This is a genomic window from Pedobacter sandarakinus, from assembly GCF_026240095.1.
GTDB classification, from domain to species: domain Bacteria; phylum Bacteroidota; class Bacteroidia; order Sphingobacteriales; family Sphingobacteriaceae; genus Pedobacter; species Pedobacter sandarakinus.
Map to the genome: position 1 here is coordinate 166,598 of NZ_JAPIVG010000001.1, position 23,608 is coordinate 190,205.

The 23,608-nt window shown below is 38.5% G+C and carries 22 protein-coding genes and 1 tRNA gene; 8 read left to right on the forward strand and 15 right to left on the reverse strand.

Translation table 11 applies throughout. The features are described 5' to 3' along the window. Window positions 1-239: 239 nt before the first annotated feature. The 9 genes from OQ268_RS00675 to OQ268_RS00715 form a co-directional block, all read right to left on the reverse strand. Window positions 240-2,684 carry a TonB-dependent receptor domain-containing protein gene (locus tag OQ268_RS00675; protein WP_265854134.1) on the reverse strand — a complete coding sequence of 815 codons (2,445 nt, stop codon included), beginning with the start codon at window positions 2,682-2,684 and terminating at the stop codon, window positions 240-242. A 266-nt stretch (window positions 2,685-2,950) separates the two neighbouring features. Further along, the gene (locus OQ268_RS00680) at window positions 2,951-4,189 is read right to left on the reverse strand and encodes an SAM-dependent methyltransferase (RefSeq protein ID WP_265854135.1); all 1,239 of its coding nucleotides are present in this window, start codon (window positions 4,187-4,189) and stop codon (window positions 2,951-2,953) included. Window positions 4,190-4,200: 11 nt separating this feature from the next. After that, window positions 4,201-5,013: a DUF1365 domain-containing protein gene (locus OQ268_RS00685; protein WP_265854136.1), complete on the reverse strand. Its 813-nt coding sequence runs from the start codon at window positions 5,011-5,013 to the stop codon at window positions 4,201-4,203. 59 nt (window positions 5,014-5,072) lie between these two features. Next, a complete protein-coding gene (locus tag OQ268_RS00690; RefSeq protein ID WP_265854137.1) occupies window positions 5,073-6,317 on the reverse strand; it encodes an NAD(P)/FAD-dependent oxidoreductase in 1,245 nt (414 codons plus the stop codon). 39 nt (window positions 6,318-6,356) lie between these two features. Next, window positions 6,357-7,394 (reverse strand): SAM-dependent methyltransferase, encoded by a 1,038-nt coding sequence (locus OQ268_RS00695; protein ID WP_265854138.1) that lies wholly within the window; start codon window positions 7,392-7,394, stop codon window positions 6,357-6,359. Between the two features lie 29 nt (window positions 7,395-7,423). Continuing rightward, window positions 7,424-8,227, reverse strand: a complete 804-nt coding sequence (locus tag OQ268_RS00700) for a DUF1295 domain-containing protein (RefSeq protein WP_265854139.1) — start codon at window positions 8,225-8,227, stop codon at window positions 7,424-7,426. Between the two features lie 59 nt (window positions 8,228-8,286). Continuing rightward, window positions 8,287-8,616 carry a DUF1475 family protein gene (locus OQ268_RS00705; protein WP_265854140.1) on the reverse strand — a complete coding sequence of 110 codons (330 nt, stop codon included), beginning with the start codon at window positions 8,614-8,616 and terminating at the stop codon, window positions 8,287-8,289. A gap of 249 nt (window positions 8,617-8,865) precedes the next feature. Then, entirely contained in the window at window positions 8,866-9,594 is a 729-nt protein-coding gene (locus OQ268_RS00710; protein WP_265854141.1) for an acyl-CoA desaturase, read from the reverse strand. Window positions 9,595-9,751: 157 nt separating this feature from the next. Continuing rightward, window positions 9,752-10,249, reverse strand: coding sequence for a cupin domain-containing protein (locus tag OQ268_RS00715; RefSeq protein WP_265854142.1), 498 nt, complete (start codon window positions 10,247-10,249; stop codon window positions 9,752-9,754). Between the two features lie 324 nt (window positions 10,250-10,573). Here OQ268_RS00715 and OQ268_RS00720 point away from each other — a divergent pair, with 324 nt between their 5' ends. After that, window positions 10,574-13,246, forward strand: coding sequence for an alpha-L-rhamnosidase (locus tag OQ268_RS00720; RefSeq protein ID WP_265854143.1), 2,673 nt, complete (start codon window positions 10,574-10,576; stop codon window positions 13,244-13,246). Between the two features lie 381 nt (window positions 13,247-13,627). Here the strand turns inward: OQ268_RS00720 and OQ268_RS00725 are convergent. From OQ268_RS00725 to OQ268_RS00735, 3 genes are all read right to left on the reverse strand, one after another. Then, window positions 13,628-13,701, reverse strand: a tRNA-Ala gene (locus OQ268_RS00725). 342 nt (window positions 13,702-14,043) lie between these two features. Then, on the reverse strand, window positions 14,044-14,673 hold the full coding sequence (locus tag OQ268_RS00730; RefSeq protein ID WP_265854144.1) for a chloramphenicol acetyltransferase: 630 nt from the start codon (window positions 14,671-14,673) through the stop codon (window positions 14,044-14,046). Beyond that, window positions 14,670-15,365 carry an HAD family hydrolase gene (locus OQ268_RS00735; protein WP_265854145.1) on the reverse strand — a complete coding sequence of 232 codons (696 nt, stop codon included), beginning with the start codon at window positions 15,363-15,365 and terminating at the stop codon, window positions 14,670-14,672. The genes OQ268_RS00730 and OQ268_RS00735 overlap by 4 nt, the downstream gene beginning before the upstream one ends. A 60-nt stretch (window positions 15,366-15,425) precedes the next feature. On the opposite strand from OQ268_RS00735, the gene OQ268_RS00740 reads away from it, so the two are divergent. From OQ268_RS00740 to OQ268_RS00755, 4 genes are all read left to right on the forward strand, one after another. Next, the gene (locus OQ268_RS00740) at window positions 15,426-16,022 is read left to right on the forward strand and encodes a Crp/Fnr family transcriptional regulator (RefSeq protein WP_265854146.1); all 597 of its coding nucleotides are present in this window, start codon (window positions 15,426-15,428) and stop codon (window positions 16,020-16,022) included. A gap of 337 nt (window positions 16,023-16,359) precedes the next feature. Next, window positions 16,360-16,959 (forward strand): hypothetical protein, encoded by a 600-nt coding sequence (locus OQ268_RS00745; protein ID WP_265854147.1) that lies wholly within the window; start codon window positions 16,360-16,362, stop codon window positions 16,957-16,959. Window positions 16,960-17,076: 117 nt separating this feature from the next. Then, the gene (locus OQ268_RS00750; protein WP_265854148.1) at window positions 17,077-17,586 is read left to right on the forward strand and encodes a flavodoxin family protein; all 510 of its coding nucleotides are present in this window, start codon (window positions 17,077-17,079) and stop codon (window positions 17,584-17,586) included. A gap of 41 nt (window positions 17,587-17,627) precedes the next feature. After that, the gene (locus tag OQ268_RS00755; protein ID WP_265854149.1) at window positions 17,628-18,254 is read left to right on the forward strand and encodes a carbonic anhydrase; all 627 of its coding nucleotides are present in this window, start codon (window positions 17,628-17,630) and stop codon (window positions 18,252-18,254) included. Between the two features lie 61 nt (window positions 18,255-18,315). Here the strand turns inward: OQ268_RS00755 and OQ268_RS00760 are convergent, their stop codons facing one another. After that, window positions 18,316-19,083 (reverse strand): SDR family NAD(P)-dependent oxidoreductase, encoded by a 768-nt coding sequence (locus tag OQ268_RS00760; RefSeq protein WP_265854150.1) that lies wholly within the window; start codon window positions 19,081-19,083, stop codon window positions 18,316-18,318. A 64-nt stretch (window positions 19,084-19,147) separates the two neighbouring features. After that, window positions 19,148-19,987 carry a 5-dehydro-4-deoxy-D-glucuronate isomerase gene (gene kduI / locus OQ268_RS00765; RefSeq protein WP_265854151.1) on the reverse strand — a complete coding sequence of 280 codons (840 nt, stop codon included), beginning with the start codon at window positions 19,985-19,987 and terminating at the stop codon, window positions 19,148-19,150. A 301-nt stretch (window positions 19,988-20,288) separates the two neighbouring features. On the opposite strand from kduI, the gene OQ268_RS00770 reads away from it, so the two are divergent. From OQ268_RS00770 to OQ268_RS00780, 3 genes are all read left to right on the forward strand, one after another. After that, window positions 20,289-20,729 (forward strand): hypothetical protein, encoded by a 441-nt coding sequence (locus OQ268_RS00770; RefSeq protein ID WP_265854152.1) that lies wholly within the window; start codon window positions 20,289-20,291, stop codon window positions 20,727-20,729. Window positions 20,730-20,817: 88 nt separating this feature from the next. Further along, window positions 20,818-22,065, forward strand: a complete 1,248-nt coding sequence (locus OQ268_RS00775) for a M23 family metallopeptidase (protein ID WP_265854153.1) — start codon at window positions 20,818-20,820, stop codon at window positions 22,063-22,065. Window positions 22,066-22,074: 9 nt separating this feature from the next. After that, complete coding sequence (locus tag OQ268_RS00780) at window positions 22,075-22,497, forward strand: secondary thiamine-phosphate synthase enzyme YjbQ (protein WP_265854154.1); 423 nt, start codon at window positions 22,075-22,077, stop codon at window positions 22,495-22,497. A gap of 32 nt (window positions 22,498-22,529) precedes the next feature. Here OQ268_RS00780 and OQ268_RS00785 read toward each other — a convergent pair whose 3' ends face one another. Then, on the reverse strand, window positions 22,530-23,507 hold the full coding sequence (locus tag OQ268_RS00785; protein WP_265854155.1) for a YihY/virulence factor BrkB family protein: 978 nt from the start codon (window positions 23,505-23,507) through the stop codon (window positions 22,530-22,532). Between the last annotated feature and the right edge of the window lie 101 nt (window positions 23,508-23,608).

Here is a 23,608-nt window from a genome sequence, read left to right on the forward strand (position 1 = left end):
ATCTTGTAGTAACACTCAAACTTTAAGATAGAAAAAGCACAAAGCTGAAATTTATCTGGTTAAAATCATGGAAAAATCTACACAAAGCTGCATTATCGTGATAAATACGGGAATTATTATCCTTAAAAAAAACAATGTCACGAAATGGCTACAGTTTTTGACTATATCTTTGGGTTTATTAACAAAAAAAGCCTTCAATGTGAACTGAAGGCTTTCATATAAACTATTTTGAACGGTTCTTATTGCTGCATTCCCCCCATGCCTCCACTACCACCTTGTTGCTGGTCTTGTTTAATATCGTCGTTCTTAATTTTGCTCTTCTCTGTAAATTTTAATTTACCAAAGCTGTAGCTAAAGTTAATTCCGAACGAGCGAAGCGGATAGTAGATATTTGCACTTTGGAAAACATTTCCTTGTGCTGTAACTGAATTGTTTTCTGTTTTTATATGCAAGTTCTTTGTGAACGGGTTTAGCGTATTTAAACCAATACTTCCTTTTTTCTTGAGAATTTCCTTTTTGATGGATGCGCCATAAAAATACAAGGCATCGGTTTTACCCTGGTAGGTTCTTCGTGGCGAAGTAGCTACACCGAAGAGCTCGAAGTTATATCCTTTACCGAAGCCATAAGCTGAGCGACCGAATAAACTGTAATTTAAAAAGGTGCCAGTACTAATATCTGTTGAGCTGTTAGTTACTTCATAGGTGTTTGCTGCAAGGTTGCTCATTAAGGTCCATTTTGGTTTTGGGTTATAAGATCCAAAAATATTCAAGCCATAAGTGGTAGACGTACCTACATTGATATAAGACGACAGCACTTTGTTAACGCCATTTTCTCTCAAGGGCGATATTGAACTTTCTATAATACCAGTTGTTGAACGATAAAAAACAGAGGCATTTATAACAGATCCTTTAATAAAGGTAGAATAACCTAATTCTAAATTATTGCTTAATTCTGGTGCCAATTGCGGGTTACCCTGAAGAATGTTAAACTGATCACTCTCATTTCTAAAAGGATTTAAAAAGTTTTCTGAAGGGCGTTGAACACGTCTATTATAGCTGAATTTCAGGGTTGCACCTTTTTTTAATGTTTGTGATAAGATTACGCTTGGAAACAAGTTAAAGTAATCGTTTTTTTCCAATCCGCTTGTAGAAGTGTTAAAAGAGATCGCTGTATACTCGGCCCTAACACCACCTTTGAATTTTATTTTTTTGGTGATGTCAAAACTTAGTACGCCGTAAGCAGCAGCCACATCCTGGCTGTAATCGAAGTCTCTTTCAGAAGCACCAAACTGGCTTTTTACATTGCGCAAAATACCTTTAGCTCCAATTTCTAGAATGGTATTCTTAGAAAATGGATAGGTGTAATCGGTTTGGCCAGTGTATTCGTTATTTTTTGCTGTGTTACTGCTTTGGGTTAAAACACCCGTAGCGGCGCCAGCAGGCGTAAGGAAGTTGCTGAAACTTGTAGGCGTTCTGCCAGTAGACACTTGTGCCGAAACGCTAAACTCTTCTCCTTCTTTTTTGCTGGTCTTTTTGTAATCCACGTTCCAATCCATATTGTTACGGGTCATATCCATATTGCTTACGTTGATAGCAGGCAAACCGTTAATTATATAGTTGCCAGAACCAGGGCCGCCATTTGAGAATCTGTTGAACTTTACGTTAGTACTAATGTTGTTGTATGCATTAAAATCGTAGTCTAAGCCTAAGCTACCATTTAAACCATTTCTGCTCCACTTGGATACACCAGACTGTATTACGCTATTGGTGCCGCCAGTATTCAAAACGGTATTTGTTACGAATGATGTTTCTGAATCTTGCGCATACGCATAATTGCTGCCGATGGCGGTATTCACACTTAATCGACCAGTTTTTGCAGTTAAGTTAAAAGCACCATTGTTTTGACGTGTACCAGCAGATGCGTTAATGCTTCCACTTACGCCTTGCGCATTAGATTTTTTAGTAATGATATTGATAATACCTCCAGAACCCTCAGCATCATATTTAGCAGACGGGCTGGTAATCACTTCCACGCTTTTAATTTGCTCTGCAGGAATCATTTTCAATGCATCAGAAACACTGGCGGCCATGGTGCCTGATGGTTTCCCATTAATTAAAACCCTTACCGCTGCACCACGTAGTTGTACATCACCATTCTGATCTACGGAAAGCATGGGCACTTTACGCATTACATCAGTTGCATCGCCACCGGCATTGGTTCCATCAGCTTCTGCATTGTAAACCATCCTATCTACTTTATTTTCGATTATGGCTTTTGTTCCCTGCACCTGCACATCAGCCAGATTGTTTTGTGTTGATGAAATGTAGAGCGTTCCTAGATTTTGATCTGGCTTTTCTGGTGTGGTAGTTATGCTTACAGATTTAGTTTTATAACCCATAAATCCAATCATTAATTTGTATGAATTCGGAGCCACATTCTGTAAAGTGAACTTTCCTTTTGGGTCGGTAACGCCACCATTTACCGATTTGTTGTCTTTAATGTTGATTAATGATATCGTTGCGTAATCAATAGGTTGCTTACTTGCAGAATCTAAAATTGTAGCTGTAATTCGACCGAAAACAGTTGGTTTTTTCGCACCCCCCCCAAAAGCGCCAGTAGGAAATTGAGCATTGGCGTTGATGAACGTACCTAGAAGGAGGACCGAGAGTAAAATTTGTTTCATGTTAATTTGTTAGTCTTTGGTTATTAGTCTGCGCAAATTGCAATTTGTTACATTGCAGTAAGATAGATTTTTCTGGCAGACCCGTTAATTTAGTGCGCAAAGGTGCGATTTTTTATCGTAAATAATAAACGATCAGTTAAGTTGTTTAGGGCACATGGGGTGTACCTTAAAAAACCTGTTCAAAAAAAAAGATGATAAGATTCATCTTATCATCCAATTAGTAGATGTTTTAATGTTAAGTAAAATTAAGCTTGAGCACTACGCCTTTACCTGTTCGTATTATTTGGACGGGTATATACCATTTGCATTACATTGATATTTCTCATTGCAAAAGCCGCTTCACAGTAATTTAGATAGTAATTCCACTTTCTTATAAAAGTCTCATCGAAACCCAATGCTTTTACTTGGTCGAGATGCTTATTAAACGCAACGAACCAAAGATGTAAAGTTTTGGCATAGTCAAGTCCCATATCTTTTAAATCTACCATGGTTAAATCGCCTGTGTTATTAACGGCGTTATTTATTGCAGCTACTGATGGCAGAAGTGACCCTGGGAAAATGTGTTTCTGAATCCAGTCTACCCCGTTCCGCAATTGATCGTACCTGCTATCTGGCGAAGTAATCACTTGAAATGCAAAAATCCCATCGGGTTTAAGGAGCGACTGACATTTCTTAAAATAAGTTTCCAAATATTGATGCCCCACTGCTTCCAGCATTTCTATCGAAACAATTTTATCGAACTTTCCATCAATATTGCGGTAATCCTGGATAATAATGGAAACACGATCATTCAGCCCCTCTGCAGTTACCCGCTCTTGAGCTAGCTTTTGCTGCTCCTTAGATATGGTAACTGAAGTAACTTTACAACCGTAATTTTTTGCCAGAAAAATAGCGTTTCCACCCCAACCACTTCCTATTTCAAGCACATGATCTGTTGGTTTTACCTTCAACTGTCTGGCAAGTCTATCGTACTTGGCATATTGCGATTCTTCTAAGCTTACGGTATCATCTGTAAAATAACCACTAGAATAAGTCATGGTTTTATCCAGGAAAGTCGCAAAAAAGTCGTTATTCAAATCGTAATGTTCGGCAATATTTTTCTGAGACCCGGCTAGTGTATTTGCCCTGCGTACATGCGTTAACTTGTTTGTAAATTTCAATAAATTTAAAGCCAACGATTTTACCCGGCTTCCAGTTACCGATGGGGCATTATCAATATTTAACAATACCCATTTAATTACATTAGTAATGTTGGTGGTGTCCCATAGTCGACTGGTATACCCCTCCCCAAAGCCAATGTCTCCATATAAAGCAATTGATTTAAAAAAATCGGGATGATTGACTTGAATGTTTGCCGAAATATTGATTTCGCCATTACCGAAAGTTAAACTCTCACCATTTGGCAAGGTTAATTCCAATTTCCCCAGTGTCATTTTTGAGAGTGCATTTAGCACAACCCTTTCGAAGAAACTGGAATGTGTTTTAGTGGCGACAAGCGTACTCATAATCTTTAATTCTATTTTGTTTGTGGTTTATACGGTTTATATACGTTGCGTTGTAGCTCAGGGTTTTTAGCTTTTGGATGAAAAGGTAGTTTTTTTAACCATAATCTGAAAGCTTGCCAATGAATCATTCCCATAACCTGTAAGGGAATAAGGGGAATGGATAAAAAACTTTTGATTAATGCTGCATCGCTGATCAACTTTCTATCCCCTTTTAAAGTGCTTGTAAAAAACTTATTGCCACTTTTATCAATATCATCAATCCTGATATCGAGTTTTTGCTGAGGAATTTTTAAATGGAAATCAAACTTGTCGTCATGATCAATAAACGGAGATACATAAAAATATTTAGTTGTAACTTTTTCGAAGGTTTCTCCGTAAAGCGCATCTTTTCCAAAGAAAAAAAGTTTCATTTCCCGGTAAGTGTTGCTTATCTCTGCCACACAACACACTGGCTGATCTTGCTGATCAAAACAAAAATAAAAAGAAACGGGATTGAAATTATAGCCCAATACGTTAAGATTCGTAAGCAACTTAATTCTCAGGTTAGCCCCATCAACACCATTTTCTTTCAAGTAAATTTCCAAGTGTTGCCGAACATTCTTTGTTTGGTTGGGATGATCTTTTGGTAGCTGCAAGTGTTCAGCATCACGAAAAGAAAACAGGTTAAACCTATTCCTGCTAAACCAACGAAGCCTTTTCGCCAAATCATCAATCTCATCCAAATCAATATAAAACATATACACGTTATACCAGAAAGAATGCTTTTTTGGTGCTAAGCGGTGATGCATTACTTTGGCGGTATATATGGCTGATTGATCGGGCATTGTGCTAACAATTTATAAAATATTTTTATCCTTAGGCAGATGAAAACGAAATGGATAAGTTAGAGCCCTTTGCATAGATCGACAGCACTTTTATAAGCATCTTCATGGAAGCCATATTTGAAATAACTGCCACAAAAATACACTGGGCCATTTTGATTAAGCGCTTGCAACCGATCTTGCGCCTGCATAGCAGGTACATCAAACAAAGGATGATGGTAATCTATTTCCTTGATAATTTTGGCTGGGTTTAAACTTGCTGTGGGATTAATAGACACGAAGTAGTTTGTTTTTTTAGAAACACCCTGTAAACTATTCATCCAATAAATGGTACTTGGCAACAATTTTTCTCCTTGCTTTTCTACGCGATAATTCCAGCTGCTCCAGGCCAATTTAGCTTTTGGCATTTGGTTTTCATCAGTATGCACAACTGCTTTATTAAGCTGGTATTTAAATTTAGAGAGCAGCTCAATCTCCAAATCGCTTTTATCAGTTAGCATTTCAAAAGTTTGGTCGGCATGGCTGGCCATAATTACTTTATCAAATTCGAGTATTTCTCCTGAGGCGTTTTTTACTGCAACTTTGCCATTTTCCAATCGGGTAACGGAAACGATTTTATTATTTATTTTAATTCGATCTCTAAAAGGGGCAATCAATTTTTCGCGGTAAGCCTGACTACCATTTTGCAGCGTAAACCATTGATGTTGGGTATCTAAACCCAAAAACCCATGGTTTTTAAAGAACCTAATTAAGGTAACAGCAGGGAAATCTAAAATTTGTTCCATCGGCGCACTCCATACCGCAGCACTCATAGGAACCAAATATTGCCAGAGCATTTCATCGCTGTATTTAAATTCTTTGAAGAATTCGCCAACGGTATAATGCTGATAAGCAGGCTCATCTAATATTTTTACACTTTCTTTGTTAAAACGATTAATTTGCATCAACATCTTTAAGTAAGAAAGATTAAAAAGGTTTTTGCGCTGTGCGAAAAGATGGTTCAAGCTAGAGCCACTATATTCCAGTTGCTTAGGCAAAAACTGCACACTAAAAGACATATCTGTTTTCATCACAGGCGCCTCAATCTCGGCAAACATTTCCGTCAAGTTTGGATAGGTTTGGTAATTAAAAACCATAAAGCCACTATCCAGGTAAATGGGCTCTCCATCTTCTTGCAAAGTAACGGTGTTAGTATGGCCTCCAACATAATTATCCTGTTCAAAAAGGGTTATATCATACTTATTCTGCAGTTTGTGGGCGCAGCCCATACCCGCTATTCCAGAACCAATAATGGCAAGCTTTTGCATTTCTTTTATTTCAGATATGTTTAATTTATGAACCTGCTATTATCCTTGTGTTGTTTTTTCGAACAAGTAATGGCACACCATCCATTCATTACCGTCATTGTAATTAAATAATTCTGCGCAAGACATGTAAAATAAACGCCAGTACACCCACCATTTCACAGCCTGATCTTTACCGTATGTTTTTTCAAAAATAGGCATGATTTCCTTTTTGTGTTTATCCATATTGCTTAACCATGCTTCTGATGTTTTGCCATAGTTAGTGCCATTTACAACCCAATGCTTTTGGATCTTTAAATCATCATTAAAGTAAAAAAACAAATGGTTGGAAGGCATAATACCACCGGTAAAAAAGTATTTGCTCATCCAATCTGTTTCATCAATTACCTCAAACTTGTAGGCCAGGGTTTTGTGAGTAAAAATATGCACAAATAATTTTCCATCGGGCTTTAAGAAACCGGCAACCTTATTTAAAAGAAACTTATAATTGCGCATGTGCTCGAACATCTCTACAGATACAATCCGATCAAAGCTATCGGCAATGGTAAACGTATTCATATCTGCGGTAAGCACCGTAAGATTTTGTAGGCCACGCTCTTTGGCCGTATTATCAATATAAACCTTTTGTGTTGCCGAGTTAGACACCACAGTAATATTGCTTTCAGGGAATTTGGCTGCCATGTACAGCGATAGCGACCCCCAGCCACAACCCAGCTCCAACACGTTTTGGCCATCTTCTAGTTCGGCTCGCTTACAGGTTAAGGCAAGCATATCATCTTCGGATTTATCTATATCCTTAACTCCCTTTTCCCAATAGCCACTGCTATATTTCAAGTTTTTACCGAGGCAAAATTTAAAAAATTCAGTTGGTAGCTCGTAATGTTGCTCATTGGCTTCTGCGGTGTTTACCGCAATGGGCGACTCCCTAAGCTCGTTTACCAAATGCATAAACTTTTGCTGTTGCAGTTCTTCATCGCCAAGGCTTTCATCATCTAAACGTTGCTTACATAATTTTCTAATGCCCATTCGCAACGCTGCATCTGGCAATTTGTCGTTTTCTAAAAGTTTATCGTACCACATAATTAAGGTAGAGGGTTGTATATTAAAAGTTAAATGCCTGGCTTTTTCTTAAACCATGGTATAAATGCACTTGTTGTTTGCTGGTATTTTTTGTAGGCTATTGGCTTACTGCGCAAGTTTTGTTCTTCGTTATTGGGTACACCTGTTACCTTAGTAAGCAAATACAAAATTATTGCCGGACTTACGATTGCCAGAACACCCCATGGAGAAGACAACGCAAAAATAAAATACGCCATCCAAGTTAACCATTCGAAGAAGTAGTTGGGGTGCCTGCTGTAATACCACAAACCGGTATCGCAAACCTTTCCCTTATTTGCCGGGTCTTTTTTAAAAGCGGCCAATTGTCTATCAGACACCATTTCTCCTACAAAAGCAACAAGCCAAATGGTTAGGCCAAAATATTCAGCTAAATCTATTACGGGCGAGGGGTTGGCGCAAATAATAAAGAATGGTAAGGCGAGCAATACATTAGAAATTGCCTGGAACTGAAAAAAAACGAAGAAATTTCGGTCTGCTTTTATGCCCCACTCTTTCCTTAACTGTTGGTAGCGCCCTTCTTCTTCCTCTAAATGGCCAATAACCCGTTGCCATAAATGTAATCCTAAACGCAGCTCGGCGATTAGAAATATCCCACAAATTAAAAGCTTTCTTAAGGCAAAACCATCCGATAGGAAAAAAGTAATAACCGTTATAACAGGAAAGTTTAATGCCCAAAATACATCGACAACACCTGCATTATTAATGCGTTTGGCCCAAAGCCAAACCAAGGCCATAATACTACAACAGGCAATCAGGCAAATGAGGGCTATAAAAAATAAATGTGCGTAATCCATTTGTTTGGTTAAGGTTCTGGATAATTCAATTGACCCTAAGATTAACCTCAGCCAAAAAATTATCTTTTTAACAGTAGTTCTGCAATCCCTTCACCATCTTTTAGTTTAAATAAGTAAACCAAAACGTAGGCTAATGTTGCAATACTTCCTAAACATACGAACAAAATTGCGATAGAGATTTTAAGAATAATGCTTTTTTCTTTATAGAACATCCATACAGATATGATGAATATATTGGCGTAAAAATCCCATAGCGTTGCCCGCATCCATGGTATGGAACCTAAAAAATCCCATTGCTCAAATAAATTACTCTCTAGCGAAGTAGCAATTACTTTGTAGCACATAAAAACAAAAAGGGCAGAGAAAACAACTCTTAGAAAATTGATCATGGCGTTACTTATATTTATTTGGAAAGCAAATTCCTGTGTTTATCGGTCACGAAAGTCCCGCCATCCGCTTTATTCCCGCACCAGGCCGGAATGCCCGCTCCTGTCGGGTTTATTATACAAAATCGCTGCACGTAATCTAGGAAGAATATCCCTTACAACATGCAACAGCTAGCCGCAAATATTTGTAAGGAAGCTACAATGCTAAGCTAAAATATAAAGATTTCAGAAACATTTCGCCATGTAGGTGTGCTAAACCTTTCTGATCTTGATAATTTTCATCCAATGCAAAACTTTCATCACAGGGTAAGTAGGGTCAAACTCCCACCATTTGCTTGCGAAATTAGGGCTGTTGGGTTTTTTATGGTGATTGTTCTGAAACAGCTCGCCCATCAACAGGAAATCCCAAGGCAAAGAGTTTTTACTATGGTCTTCATTGTCGTGATTGGAATAGCCATATTTGTGTCCACACCAATTCACGATTGCGCCATGTAATGGACCCATTAAAAAATGGATTGGCAAAAGCAAAAACATCCACCAATAGTTGGCAAACATGATATAAAAACCAATATAAAACAAACCGCAACCAATTCTCCACAACCACGAGTCGCCAATTCTATCAATTATTGGCCATTCCGGATAATTTCCCTGAAAAGCTGGCTCTGGTTGTATCTTAAAATGAAGGTAATTCATGTACATGTTTTTGGTTGCAATCATCATCCCGAAAACATCCTTAAAAAAATGTGGCGAGTGCGGATCTTTAGCCGTATCGCTATATGCATGGTGCATCCTGTGCAAAATTGCGTAAGCACGTGGATTTAAAAAAGAAGACCCTTGCGAAACCAGTAGCACTAAGTAGAAAAACTTTTCCCAAAAAGGCTCCATCTTAAACATTTTGTGAGAAGAGTATCGATGCAGGAAAAAGGTTTGACTAAATAAAGATAAAAACCAGTGGCAAAGGAAGAAAATGAAAATAATCATGTATAATGTGTATGCTCTATAAACGGATTTTAATGCCTTTTAGTTTTTTTTATAGGCTTCCGTAAGCTTGGTACATTTAGAAATAGATACCAAGAAAATGTAAAAAAGGCACGAGACCAGCGTCTTTCATGCCTTTTTTTAAAAAAATTGAATGTAATTATCTACCGAAATCGTCTTGAACTCTTACAATATCGCTTTCATCAGATGGATTTGAAGCGTCGGTATGTTGCCAAATCTCTGCAACAACACCCCAGTCTTCTAAACCGATAAGGCGATGGCGCTCTCCCTGTTGTAATTTAATTTGATCTTTAGGACCATAACTTTTCAATTCGCCCTCTTCATCAGTTTCGCTGGTTTTAATACCAACTGTACCACTTACTACCTGCCATATTTCTGCCCTGCGGTGGTGGTACTGCCAAGATAAACGGGTATTTGGTGCAACAATTAAAATTTTCGGACTTAACTTACCGCCAATTTTCAAGCTTTCTACGTCGAGGCCATCAAAATAAGTATCGGCAAATTGCTGTGCCTGTGCTTCATCTAGCACAAAGAAGCCACCCCAAGGGCGAGTTTCATCGCGGTTAACAACGTTAAAACCCTCTATTTTTAAGCGTTGTGCAACCGTATCGAATATTTCGTTTTTGTCAGTTTCCATAATTGTTGTAAAAATAATGCTTTGAAATTAAAAAACGCCATCTGCGATATTTTTTTTCAACTTCGCCATCGAGAGATCAACCTAAAAGAAATTGCGCTTCCAAATCACAAAGCCAACCGTGCCAACAAATTTTACAAGCAATACAAGGGCATAGCTAAAAGTAACAATACTGAAAGGTTATAATTAGCAGACAGTAAAGGACAGTTGAATTTCTAAATTTGTTTATTTTGAGCCCTTATATATTCAACATCAAACATCAAACATCAAACATCTTCATCCAGCTCGGCGCTGTGATGAAGCGTTTGATCGTATTTACACAACACAATGACCATAACCAAATTAAATCCACTTGCTTACCTCTTCAGTTTCATGTTATTTTTTGTCGGATTCCAACGCGTAAAGGCAATTGAAATTGTGAAGTTAGAATGCGAACATCTAGTAAATCCGTTAGGCATTGATAATCCAAATCCACGTTTATCATGGATGATGAAAGATAGTAGACAGGGTGCCGTGCAACTTGCTTACCGAATTATTGTTGGTACAGATTCTTTGCAATTAAAAAGTAAAATGAATGTGCAATGGGATACCAATAAAATAAACTCTGGAAATAGTTTGGTTACCTACAAAGGCCGGGCTTTAATGCCTTTTACCAAATATTTTTGGCGTGTAGAGGTTTTGGATAAAGCTAGCAAGGTCATCAGCTCCGGTATTGCAAGTTTTGAAACGGGTATGATGGCGGTTGAAAACTGGAAAGGAACATGGATTAGCGATGGAAGAGATATTAATACACGCCCTGCGCCATACTTCAGAAAAGTTTTTGAGCCACTAAAACAAATACAATCTGCAAGGGCTTACATTGTGGCTTCAGGATTGTACGAGCTTTATCTAAATGGGGAAAAAGTTGGCGACCATCGATTGGATCCCATGTACACTCGTTTCGACAGGAGAAATTTATACGTGACTTACGATGTAACTAAAAATCTGCAGCAAGGTAAAAATGCTGTTGGTGTTATTTTAGGAAACGGATGGTATAACCACCAAGCCATGGCAGTTTGGAATTTCGACAAAGCGCCGTGGCGAGCAAGACCTGCTTTTTGCATGGATTTGAAAATTACCTACATGGATGGAACAGCCGAAACCATTACTTCTGGAAGTGACTGGAAAACAAGCTTTGGCGCAATCATATCTAACAATATTTACACCGGAGAACATTACGATGCCAGGTTAGCGCAAAAAGGCTGGAACAAGGCCAATTTCGACGATACAAAATGGCGTGGTGTAAGTTTGAGGGCTGCACCGTCCAAAAATATCGTATCGCAAACCATGTACCCTATTCGGAATGTTGAAGAAATTAAAGCAAAAAGTCTGCGGAAATTTAACGACACCACCTACTTATATGATTTGGGCAGAAATATAGCCGGTGTAAGCAGCATAAAAGTTTCTGGGGCAAAAGGAACCATCATTAGGTTAAAACACGCAGAGCGATTAGCTGCAAATGGCCGTGCAGATTTATCAAACATTGATGTTTATTACCGGCCAAAAGATGGTAACGATCCTTTTCAGACTGATATTTTTATCTTGAATGGCGAGGGAGAAGAAGAATTTATGCCTTTATTTAATTATAAGGGGTTTCAGTATGTAGAAATTACCTCAAGCGAACCCATCAACTTAAAAGAAGCAAGCCTAACAGCTTATTTTATGCATAGCGATGTACCTTCTACTGGCAAAATATCATCGTCAAATCCGTTGATTGATAAAATATGGTGGGCCACCAATAATTCATACCTAAGTAATTTATATGGTTTCCCAACAGATTGCCCGCAGCGGGAGAAAAATGGATGGACAGGTGATGGCCATTTCGCAATAGAAACAGGGTTATACAATTTTGATGCATTAACTGTTTACGAAAAGTGGCTGGGCGATCATCGCGATGAGCAGCAACCAAATGGTGTTCTTCCAGATATCATACCAACCGGTGGCTGGGGATATGGCACCGCAAATGGTACCGACTGGACAAGTACGATCGCCATTATCCCCTGGAATATTTATATGTTCTACGGAGATCCAAAAGCCTTGGCTGATAATTACAAAAACATAAAACGATATGTGGATTATGTAAACAATATCAGTAAAGATGGATTAACTACGTTCGGAAGAGGCGATTGGGTTCCCGTAAAATCCACGTCGAATTTGGAATACACTTCTTCAATCTATTTCTATGTTGATGCTGATATCTTAGCCAAAACTGCTAAACTATTCAATAATCAGAACGATTATTTGGTCTATAGTGCTTTGGCAAAGAAAATTAAAGGCGCCATAAATGCGAAGTATTTCGATGCTGATAAAGTTACCTACGGTTCTGGTGTTCAAACTGAGTTAAGTATGGCTTTGCAATGGAATATTGTAGATGAGCAGTATCGGTTAAAATTAGCCGAAAATCTGGCTAAGCGTGTTGCAGCAGATGGCATGCATATTGATGTTGGCGTTTTAGGCGCTAAGGCAGTTTTAAATGCCCTTAGCAACAACGGGCAGGCAGAAACGGCATATAAACTGGCTGCCCAGGATACTTACCCAGGTTGGGGTTGGTGGATTGCAAATGGAGCAACTACACTCCATGAAAACTGGGATATGCAGGCAACCAGAGATATCTCTGATAACCACATGATGTTTGGAGAAATAGGTGGCTGGTTTTTTAAGGGAATAGGAGGGATAAAAATAGATGAAAAACAACCAGGATTTAAAAACATCTTGTTACAACCGCATTTTGTTGAGGGGTTAGACCATTTTAGCGCCAGTCATGAAAGTCCGTACGGCACAATATTATCTGAGTGGAAGAAGAATGCCAAAGGCATTACTTACAATATTCAAATTCCTGCAAACTCAACTTCCAGTTTGGAAATTCCGACCACTGCAAGACAGAAAATTTATTTAAATGGAAGAGTGGTCAATAATAAACAAGAACTAGTTGCCGGGAGGTATATTTTCGAGATCAGGTAGTTTAGCTAAACAGCATGCCGTGATACACTTGTTCACGACATCACTTCCTTTTTGATGTGATGGTTAAGCCACCTTTTGTAATTTATTAAGAATGCTAATCTATTGGGTAAAGGAGAAAGTGAAATGCATTGTTACGAAAGGATGAATAGTAGCAATTTGGGCCTATTCGGAGACTGGAAATTTCATTGGACGAACCTACATCCACCAACAACGTTGTGCCCTTTATGGTGGCTCAATAATCTATTTTCCAAAAAAAAGGGCTATTGGGAAGGTTTGACTACACTATTATGGGCTTTCATTTTTCTTAATGGCCCGTTATAATATATATACGGGAGCCATAACAAAGCCCTTAAAACTTAATTTAAGGGCTTTAAGAAAGGGTGGAGAATATCGGATTCGAACCGATCACCTCTTCACTGCCAGCGAAGCGCTCTAGCCAAATGAGCTAATCCCCCTTGGGCAGCAAAAATAACAATAACTTTATTTATTGCAAGCGATATTGGCTTTATATTTTAAAAAAACTTTTCATCCTTCAAACATTAATATTTAACCTTAAATGCCGATAATGCTAAGGCGCAGGTGATGCTTAATGCAGAAGACAATGGATGGCGAAAAAAAAGAAAAATAATAAATACGGTAACCATCAACAACAATAGAAACATTAGTGCTTTAAAAGTAGAACCCATATAGCACATCGCCAAAATGGTAAACAAACAACTGGTACATACAACTGCGAGTAAAAGCATCTTCGAAATTAAGTACAACCCATTAAGTTTGAGTTAACAACTAATTAAGAATCAGTTTTTTTGATTTAGGAGTAGTTGATATGCATCTACAAACTGGGCAACGTGTAACCCATCCATCAAAGCATGATTAACGTGAACTGATACCGTCATAATTTTTCTGTCGTTTTCCGTTCTTAACTTCCCGAAAGAAAGTTTCGGACAGCTATCTTTAAACTTCAAATTTCGTGCATGTGACAAAGACTTAAAATTTAACCAAGGCAAGGCCGAGTAGTGGATTACATTATCTCCAGAAGCGGATGCGATAAGTCCACTACTATTCCGCACCTTTTCTATTTCGAGTAGTGCGGCAGTGTTAAAATCTCTAAAGTCACTATAAAAATCGATGTAGCCGAATCCAAATGTTCCGTTTGCCCGATTAATAGTAGCCGATGCATGTATTTCATCGTATTTCCACACTTCACCTTCTATAATTCGGTAGCGGAAATTTTCGATTTGATTGGCTGCTAAAAGTGATTTGTGTAGATAGAGCAGAAAAAACGAGACTTGGTTTGCCTTTGCCTGGAAATAGGTTTCGGTACAATCTACATCAACAGTAATACCAAAAAATGGTTCATCGAAAGTATTAAAAAAATGGAAATGCTCCTTTCTTGCCCAATTATTTACATCTATCTTTTCTTTCATCTATTTAGTTTTATTAAAACTTCTAATAAACTTCTCACTTCGTAAAAGTTCGTATGTTCTACCGTGTGGTCTACGTGTTCGTGCACCCAGGTAGTATGGTAAGGCACGTGAACGGCATTACCGCCAATAGCCAGTACTGGTAAGACGTCTGACTTCAATGAATTTCCAATCATCAGAAATTCTTCCGGTTGGCAATCTAAGTGTTTCAATAACTTCTGGTAATCTGTCTCTTGTTTATCACTCATAATTTCAATATGGTGGAAGTAATGATCGAGACCAGATTTACTTAATTTACGCTGTTGATCTAATAAATCGCCTTTGGTAGCAACCACTAGTTTGTAATTTGGTTTAAGCGCTCTCAATACCTCCTCTACCCCATCCAAAATTTCGACCGGCTTATTTAGCATCTCCTGCCCAAGTTGGATGGTTCTGCTAATTACCGCTGGATTAATTTTCCCATCGGTTACCCGCAAAACGGTTTCGATCATGCTAAGTATAAAACCTTTAATACCATAGCCATACAATGGTAAATTGTTAATCTCGGTTTCGTAAAGTGCAGCAACGATACTGTTGTGCGGCATAAAATCCTCTAAAAGTGCGGCGAATTGTTGCTCTGTTTCTCTGAAGTAAGGTTCGTTTACCCAAAGTGTATCATCAGCATCGAACGCTATTACCGTAATTTGATTGTTCATTGTTTTGCTTACTTTTAATGCCACAAAGGTAGATTTAACAAACCACCTAATAAAGGACATTTGTCTGTACCGAAAATTATGTTGCGCACCAATCTCGAGTTTTTACACTTCATAGAAAAATATATCACGGAGCATGAAGCCGGAAAAATCAGCATAAAACACCTGGCTCCAAAAACCCGCTTTATCAACCAGGGAGAAAAAATCAGGGATATTTTCATCATCAAAGAAGGGATTACAAAATGTTTTATTTCTGAAGAAAATGGTAAAGATTTTATTATAGAGTTTTTAGGGAAAGGCGAGGTAGTGGGCGAGTTAGAAGCTTTAAAAGATATTAGCTGTCTGTGCAATGTAGAAAGCATCAGCGATGTAACAGTCTATGCGGTACCCAAAGATCTCTTTCTTCAATTAATTGCAGAAAACAATCATTTCACCAATATTTTACTCCAGGAACTTTCTACAAGAATTATTCAAACAAGCTCACGGGCATCCTTCCAGCAGTCGTATACCTTAGCGTTTGGCCTACCTAAATTACTTCAGCTTCAGCAAGAGGCAAACTTCGAAATTTCTAAAGAAGACATGGCGGCTTATTTAGGAATTAGTATTAGGAGTTTCAATAGAACATTGAAGCTGCTAATGGAGAAGAAAGGCAAGCATTAGGCTAAAAATTTCATATAACTTAAAATCAATAAGTTAATATTTCTATCCCAAATTTAATACTAAAAGGGGCATTGGTGGTACAATCTTTGCCAACATTTTTTTTAAAAAATTGTAACGTTTATAGCGCTTTTCTCGTTTAGAATAAAACACAATTTTTAAGTATCTGGAATAATCAATCTCTCATTATGCAACACACAACAAACAGACATTACAAATTAATAATTCGACCTTTTAGCAAGATTGGCGGATTAGTCATTTAGGGAAAAAACCTAACCCCTGATGAAATAACTGGCGTAGCCCGCTATGTGCCATATTATTAATTTAAAGCCTTAAAAAAATGAATGCCTTTATCAATATTTACAGCAATTCTTTAGCCGATACGCTAATTCCTAAACTTTTAGAACGTTTAAACGAACACGAAGCAATTTTAAACATTAACCAATCTTTTTCATTTAAAAATTCAAGCGGAAATCTTTCCATAAGCTTTAAGTGGGATAAGCCAACTTTAGCAATATTTAACAACAACAACCTTACTGTAAACTTTAGCACCAACACCAGGCCTTTTGATCTTAAAGAATACAAAAAGAAACTTCTTAAAGACCGAATCGTTAGCAAACCTTTCTTTAGCAGGTTTTTCGGAAAAAAGAAAAAATACGTTACAAAGGTTGCAAAGCTAAGTTCAGCAATAGAGGAACAATTACAAGCTTATAATCAGGTGTTTAGCATCAAATATCATCCAGGCGATCTTTTTGAGAGTCATTTTGCAAGGTTAGTCGGATCAATTGTTACCGAGCTTTCATCGGGAATGTGCCATTTCGCTCACGAAGATATTTGGTACAATAAGGCTAACGCAGTTGCAGAATGCCTCGTTCAGCTCTATACCCTAGAAGAACTCCCAAACCATATTAATAAAAAACCTATCGCTGTTGCAAGCTGATAGTAATTTACAGCAACGGATAAGTGCAGCGTTAACTGGCACCTAACCGTTGCAAGTTTCTTCCAATCGGTTTAGTTTCTTCCTAAACATTGTTACTCATTGGTTTGTTAACATGGCATGGCTGAAATTCTCATCATCAACGGAAGCGCAAGGCTAAATGGTGATACCCAAAAGTTTATCAATAAAATAACCGAAGGTATAGCGTTTGATCAACTTAACCTGCTTGAACATTTCTTAGCGCCCTATAATTACGAGAGCGTATATCCTTCCGAAGACCAGTTTAATTTTTTCGCCAAAGAGATACTTTACCACAAGCATATCGTATTGGCTACACCCGTATATTGGTACGCTATGAGCAGCCGGATGAAAACCTTTTTTGATAGATTGACTGATTGGGTTACCTTTAATAAGGAAGTTGGCCATAGCCTTAAAACTAAAACGGTTAAATTAATGGCAGTTGGTACAGACGGAGAGCTCCCTGACGGATTTATCACCCCATTTAGCATGACGGCCAATTACCTGCAGATGCATTTTGATGGCTATCAATATTTTAATGTATCAATTGAGCCAAATGCAGAGGAGATGCACACAATAAGAGAATCTTTTTTTAGTTTTACAAAAGTGTAGCTTTGTTACACCAATATATTTTGACCCTAATTTGAAAAAAAATGAATGTACAAGATGTTTTTAAGAATAATGAACAATGGATAACTAATAAGCTATCTATTAACCCGGATTATTTTACTGATTTAGCAAAAGGACAAACTCCAGAATTTTTATACATCGGTTGCTCTGATAGCCGGGTTACTGCTGAAGATTTAATGGGCATACAGCCTGGGCAAGCTTTTGTTCATAGAAATATTGCCAACCTGGTTAATAATGTAGACTTAAATGTGATGACTGTATTAAATTATGCGGTTCGCCATCTAAAAGTTAGCCACGTGGTGGTTTGTGGACATTACAACTGTGGCGGTGTAAAGGCAGCCATGCAGCCGGCTGATATGGGTATTTTAAATCCCTGGTTAAGAAATATTAGAGATGTATATCGCATTCATAGAGATGAACTCAATGCAATACAAGATGAAGACAAACGTTATGATAGACTGGTTGAATTAAATGTACAAGAGCAATGCGTTAATCTGCTAAAAACTGCAGCCGTTCAAGAGGCAGTAACGCAGCGAGGGCTTACCGTACAAGGCTGGGTTTTCGATATCAGAACTGGAAAATTAATTGATCTTAAAATAGATTTTGATAACATTTTAAAAGACATTAAAGAAATCTATAACCTTTACTAACTTTGCTGTTAGCGTTTTGATGGGTACAGCAGCTTACCCATCAAAATGCCAGCTAGTTGATTTATCTTCCCATCCAACCGCCATCTACGGTTAAGATGGTACCATGAACGTAGTCGCTTGCGGCCGATGCCAAAAATAAAGTTGGTCCTTTAAAATCTTCAGGCTTTCCCCACCTTCCGGCTGGGATACGGGCCAGTATCGCATTACTCCTATCCTCATCTTCTCTTAGTGCAGTCGTATTATCGGTAGCTATATAACCTGGTGCAATAGCATTTACATTAACACCTTTTGAAGCCCACTCATTGGCAAAAGCTTTAGTTAGTGATGCGATAGCGCCCTTACTGGCAGCATAGCCTGGTACGGTAATCCCTCCTTGAAAGGAAAGCAACGATGCTGTAAAAATTACCTTTCCACTTCCTCTTGCAATCATCTCTCTGCCAATTTCACGGGTTAGAATGAATGGAGCGGTTTGGTTTACTGCAATTACCTCATCCCACATATCATCTGGGTGCTCTGCAATAGGCTTACGTAAAATGGTTCCTGCATTATTCACCAAAATATCAATAACAGGATGATCGGCTTTCACTGTTGACACAAAGTTTAAAGTTGACTTGCGATTGCTAAAGTCGCATTGGTAGGCGTAAAATTTCCTTCCTAAGGCAATTACTTCTTTTCCAATTTTGCTATTCTCGAGTTCCAGACTAGCTGAAACCCCTATAATATCGGCACCTGCTTCTGCTAATGCTAAGGCCATAGCCATCCCAATTCCTCTTTTACATCCGGTAACTAAGGCTACCTTCCCTGTTAAATCAAATAGTTTTGTTAACATCTGCTTTTATTTAAATCATAGGATTGAAATGCATTTAACATCTAATCCCCGCTTTAATTCTAAATTATTTTAAATCAATTATTGCACAGTGGTCCATATCTCCATAATCCAGGTTCTCGCCAGCCATACCCCAAATAAAAGTATAATTACTGGTTCCTGCTCCTGAATGGATAGACCAGTTTGGAGATATTACAGCCTGATCATTTTGCATCCAAACGTGCCGGGTTTCTTGGGGCTGACCCATAAAATGACAGACGCTTTGACCCTTTGGTACTTCAAAATAAAAATAAGCTTCCATTCTCCTATCGTGTGTGTGTGCTGGCATGGTATTCCAAACACTACCAGATTTTAGCTCCGTCATCCCCATCTGCAGCTGGCAAGTGGGCAATACGCTATTTACCAGAAGCTTGTTAATGATACGATGATTTGCAGTTGCTGGAGTTCCCAGCTCTACAATTTCCGCCTCTGCTTTGCTTACTTTTTTTGTTGGGTAAGCCTGATGGGCAGGTGCTGAGTTGATGTATAATTTTGCAGGCATGCTTCCATCTGCAGATGCAAGAAAAACTTCTTTGGTACCTCTTCCAATATACAATGCTTCCTTATAATCAAGTTCAAAGCGAACGCCATCCGCATCAATAATGGCTTTTCCACCTACGTTGATTAATCCCATTTCCCTACGTTCGAGGAAATAGTTTGCCTTTAGAGCATCTGGGTTAGGCAATTCTAGTTTTCCATCAACAGGCATGGCCCCACCAACAATATAACGATCAAAATGAGATAAAGTCAAATTTACTTGATTGGGTTCAAACAGATTCTCTATTAAAAAATTGGCACGCAGCGATGCGGTATCCATTTGTTTAACTTCTGCGGGGCTTTGGGCGTAACGGCTCTCGAATTTATTCATTGGTTAAAATTTTGATTGAGGTAGCGAATGGTATAAAATCTTCTCAAACGCAAATATATTTATACTTAGCTTATTATCAGCCTAAATCTAATTTGGTTTGAAATAAATATGATTACAATTTAGCCATGCAGATCGAGGCAAGCTGACGCTCGTTCAATAAGACGTTAACAATTGCAGTAGCGCTTTAAACACAACACCAGCTCATTTTAGAAAGAAGCAGAAATTTCAATAGCGAAGAAATGGAAGATGCTGGGACTGAAAGTATTCAAAACAATTTTGCTTAAACCATACTTTTATTCATATGAAACTATTGAAAGCAATAATAGCCGGTTTTGCGGGAGCTACTGTATTAAACATCCTGCACGAAGGTGTTCGCAGATTTAATCCCGATGCACCGAGGGTCGACCTTCTTGGCGAAGAAGCCCTGAGTCGCTCATTAAATAGCCTCAACATCAATCCGCCACAGGGCGATAATTTATATGCAGCTACCCTGGTTGGCGATTTGCTTAGCAACACCATATATTACAGCGCCATAGGAATGGGCGGCAGAAAAAACATACTGCTAAAAGGTGCAGTAGCTGGGCTAACAGCCGGCATTGGCGCCGTAAAATTGCCAGAAAAAATGGGTTTAGACGATAAGCCGGTTACCAAAACAACTACCACTAAGATATTAACCGTTACCTGGTATCTTGTTGGTGGCATAGCTACTGCTTTAGTTTTTGATAGGATAAGCAAGAAGTAAAATGAAGTCTTCTGTTTATTTAATTAAGTTTCATCTCTGCATTATTTTATCGATTGTTTGTCTTTTATCGGCTTGCAAAACAGGTTCTGTGAATTTATTTAAAGCTGCAACACCGCATGAGCAATATCAACGGAAACTGATCAATGCAGGTTTAGACCAAACAGCAATGGGAAGCCAGTGGATAAAATCTGCCGCAGAAAGCTTCACCAAGGCCATCGAAATAAAAATCCCATACCAGGAAACAGGCTACTTTGCCGCAGACAAAATAACAGCTGCAACATTCAAGTTCGATGCTACAAAAGGTGAAAAGCTTAAACTGGCACTCACAAAAAAGCCAGTAGGTGCAAGCCAGCTTTATTTAGAGCTGTATCAGCTTAAGGATGATGGTAGCTACAAAACAGTAGCATTTGCTGATACTTTAAATAGCCCGTTAGAATATGAAATTGGAGATACTGGTACATTCCTGATCAGGCTGCAACCCGAACTGCTCCAAAGCTTGCAGTACACGTTGGAAATCGCAACTGGTCCTTCTTTGGCCTTTCCTACAACATCAAAAAAAAGCAGTAGCATTAAAAGTTATTGGGGTGATGGAAGAGATAACAACGCCAGGAAACATGAAGGTGTGGATATTTTTGGCTCATTTAGAAGTCCGGTTTTGGCAAGTGCGCCAGGTACCGTAACTAGGGTAAATGAAAATAATCTTGGTGGCAAAGTGGTTTGGCTGAAACCGGACGGAAAAGACTACAACCTTTACTATGCCCATTTAGACGAGCAACTTGCAACGGCGGGAAAAATAGTTAAGATTGGCGATACCATTGGATTGATGGGGAATACAGGTAATGCAAAAACTACGCCCACGCATTTGCATTTCGGCATTTACACTTACGGTGGGGCCGTTAATCCTTTGCCGTTTATTAACCCGCTCGTTAAGAATCCTCCGAGCATAAACAGCTCAGTTGTTAATTTAAATAAAACGTTAAGAACCGCGAAAGTTGTAAATTTTTATGCAGCCCCATACCCTCAATCTGCTGTTTTGTCACGCTTAAAGCCAACAACCATTCTGCATATTGGTGCTGCAACCGGCAATTATTATAAAGCGGAGCTTCCAGATGGCAGTACTGGTTTTGTGCAAGGAAATCAACTTGATCAAGTTGAAAGGGCAATTAAAGTAATCAAAATTGAGCCTAAACAACAGTTAATGTATGACTTACCCAATACGCTAGCGGCAACCAAGAAAACGCTGCAATTGGGTGAAAGGGTAAATGTGCTTGGAAGTTTCGGCGATTTTGAATTAATTAGCGATGAATATTCGCAGGTAGGGTGGATTGTTAGGTAAATTTGAGATATGAAAATGTATCAACAAAGTATTTCTTTGAACGAAAAAACACGCGGATTTCATATCATTACCAACGAGGTAGAAAATGCCATTCCAGACATTAGGACAATGGAAATGGGCATTTGCCAGGTTTTTATCCAACATACCTCGGCATCTCTAACCATCAACGAAAATGCAGACCCAACGGTAAGGACTGATTTCGAAATGTTTTTTAGCAAGACGGTTATCGAAAACGATCCTGCTTATAAACATGATTATGAAGGTGCCGATGATATGCCTGCACATTTGAAAGCATCGTTGCTAGGAAGTGCTGTTACAATCCCCGTTAGAAATGGCCGACTGGCGCTGGGTACCTGGCAAGGTATATACCTGTGCGAACATCGCAATTATGGCGGACGAAGAAAACTGATCATTACCGCCTGGGGGCAATAGAAAGCTTAAATTTCATCATTGAGATGGAAAAGTTATTTTTCTTCTTCCTTCTTCACCTGCTCAAGAATTTCGGGATGGTTGTCTTGTATTGATTTATTACCAGATTCTACCTCTACTTCTTTCATCGTAACTGCGTAATGTGCAGGATAAATTTCTGATCCGTAAGCGATGGCGTATGCCTTGGTAAATTCTGCCCCAAAATATAAGATAATAGAAGAATAGTAGGTCCAAAGTAAAACAACTACCAATGATCCAGTTGCGCCATAGGTGCCTCCCACATCACTTTGACCGATATAAACTGAAATTGCGAACTTACCTATCATAAATAGCACGGCAGTTACGACTGCGCCTGCCATTACATCTCTCCACTTAATAATTGCATCTGGCAAAACTTTAAAAATTACGGCAAATATTAGGGAAATGACAGCCAGGGTTACTACCTGGTTTACCACGTAAAATATGTAGAAGGAAACATCTTCGAAGCGAGCTTGTAGCTTCTGGCTAAACGTATCGAGTACCGACGTTACCGCCAAAGACACCAAAAGCACAAAGCCTAAACTTATGATTACCGAAAAAGATAAAAAGCGGTTTTGCAATAACTTCACCCAGCCTCTTTTTGGCTTAGGTTTAATCCCCCAAATGGTATTGATGGAGTCTTGAATATCTCCAAAAATCGTAGTGGAACCAATAAGCAAAGTAACAATACCGATAATTAATGCAATGGTGCCTTTACCATCCAGATATGCATTCTTAATTAATTCCTGCAAAGATGCAGCAGAATCTCTTCCCAGGAAACCTTCGAGTTGCGCATAAACCTTTCCCTCGGCAATTTCTCTTCCTAAAAAAATCCCACACAAAGAAATGATAACCACCAATAAGGGCGCCATTGAAAATACGGTATAATAAGCAAGCGAGCCACTTAATTTGGTAACCTTATGATCTCCAAAGCCAGTAAAGGCTGCTTTTAACACGCCCCAAATTCCTTTAAGTGTAATTTTATTCTTCGCCATAATATCAGTAGTTTAAGGTTTTAAGTTATGGGTTGTAAGTAATACTTACTGTTGATAACTTATTACATATCACTCAAAATAGAGAGGTATATGTTATTTAA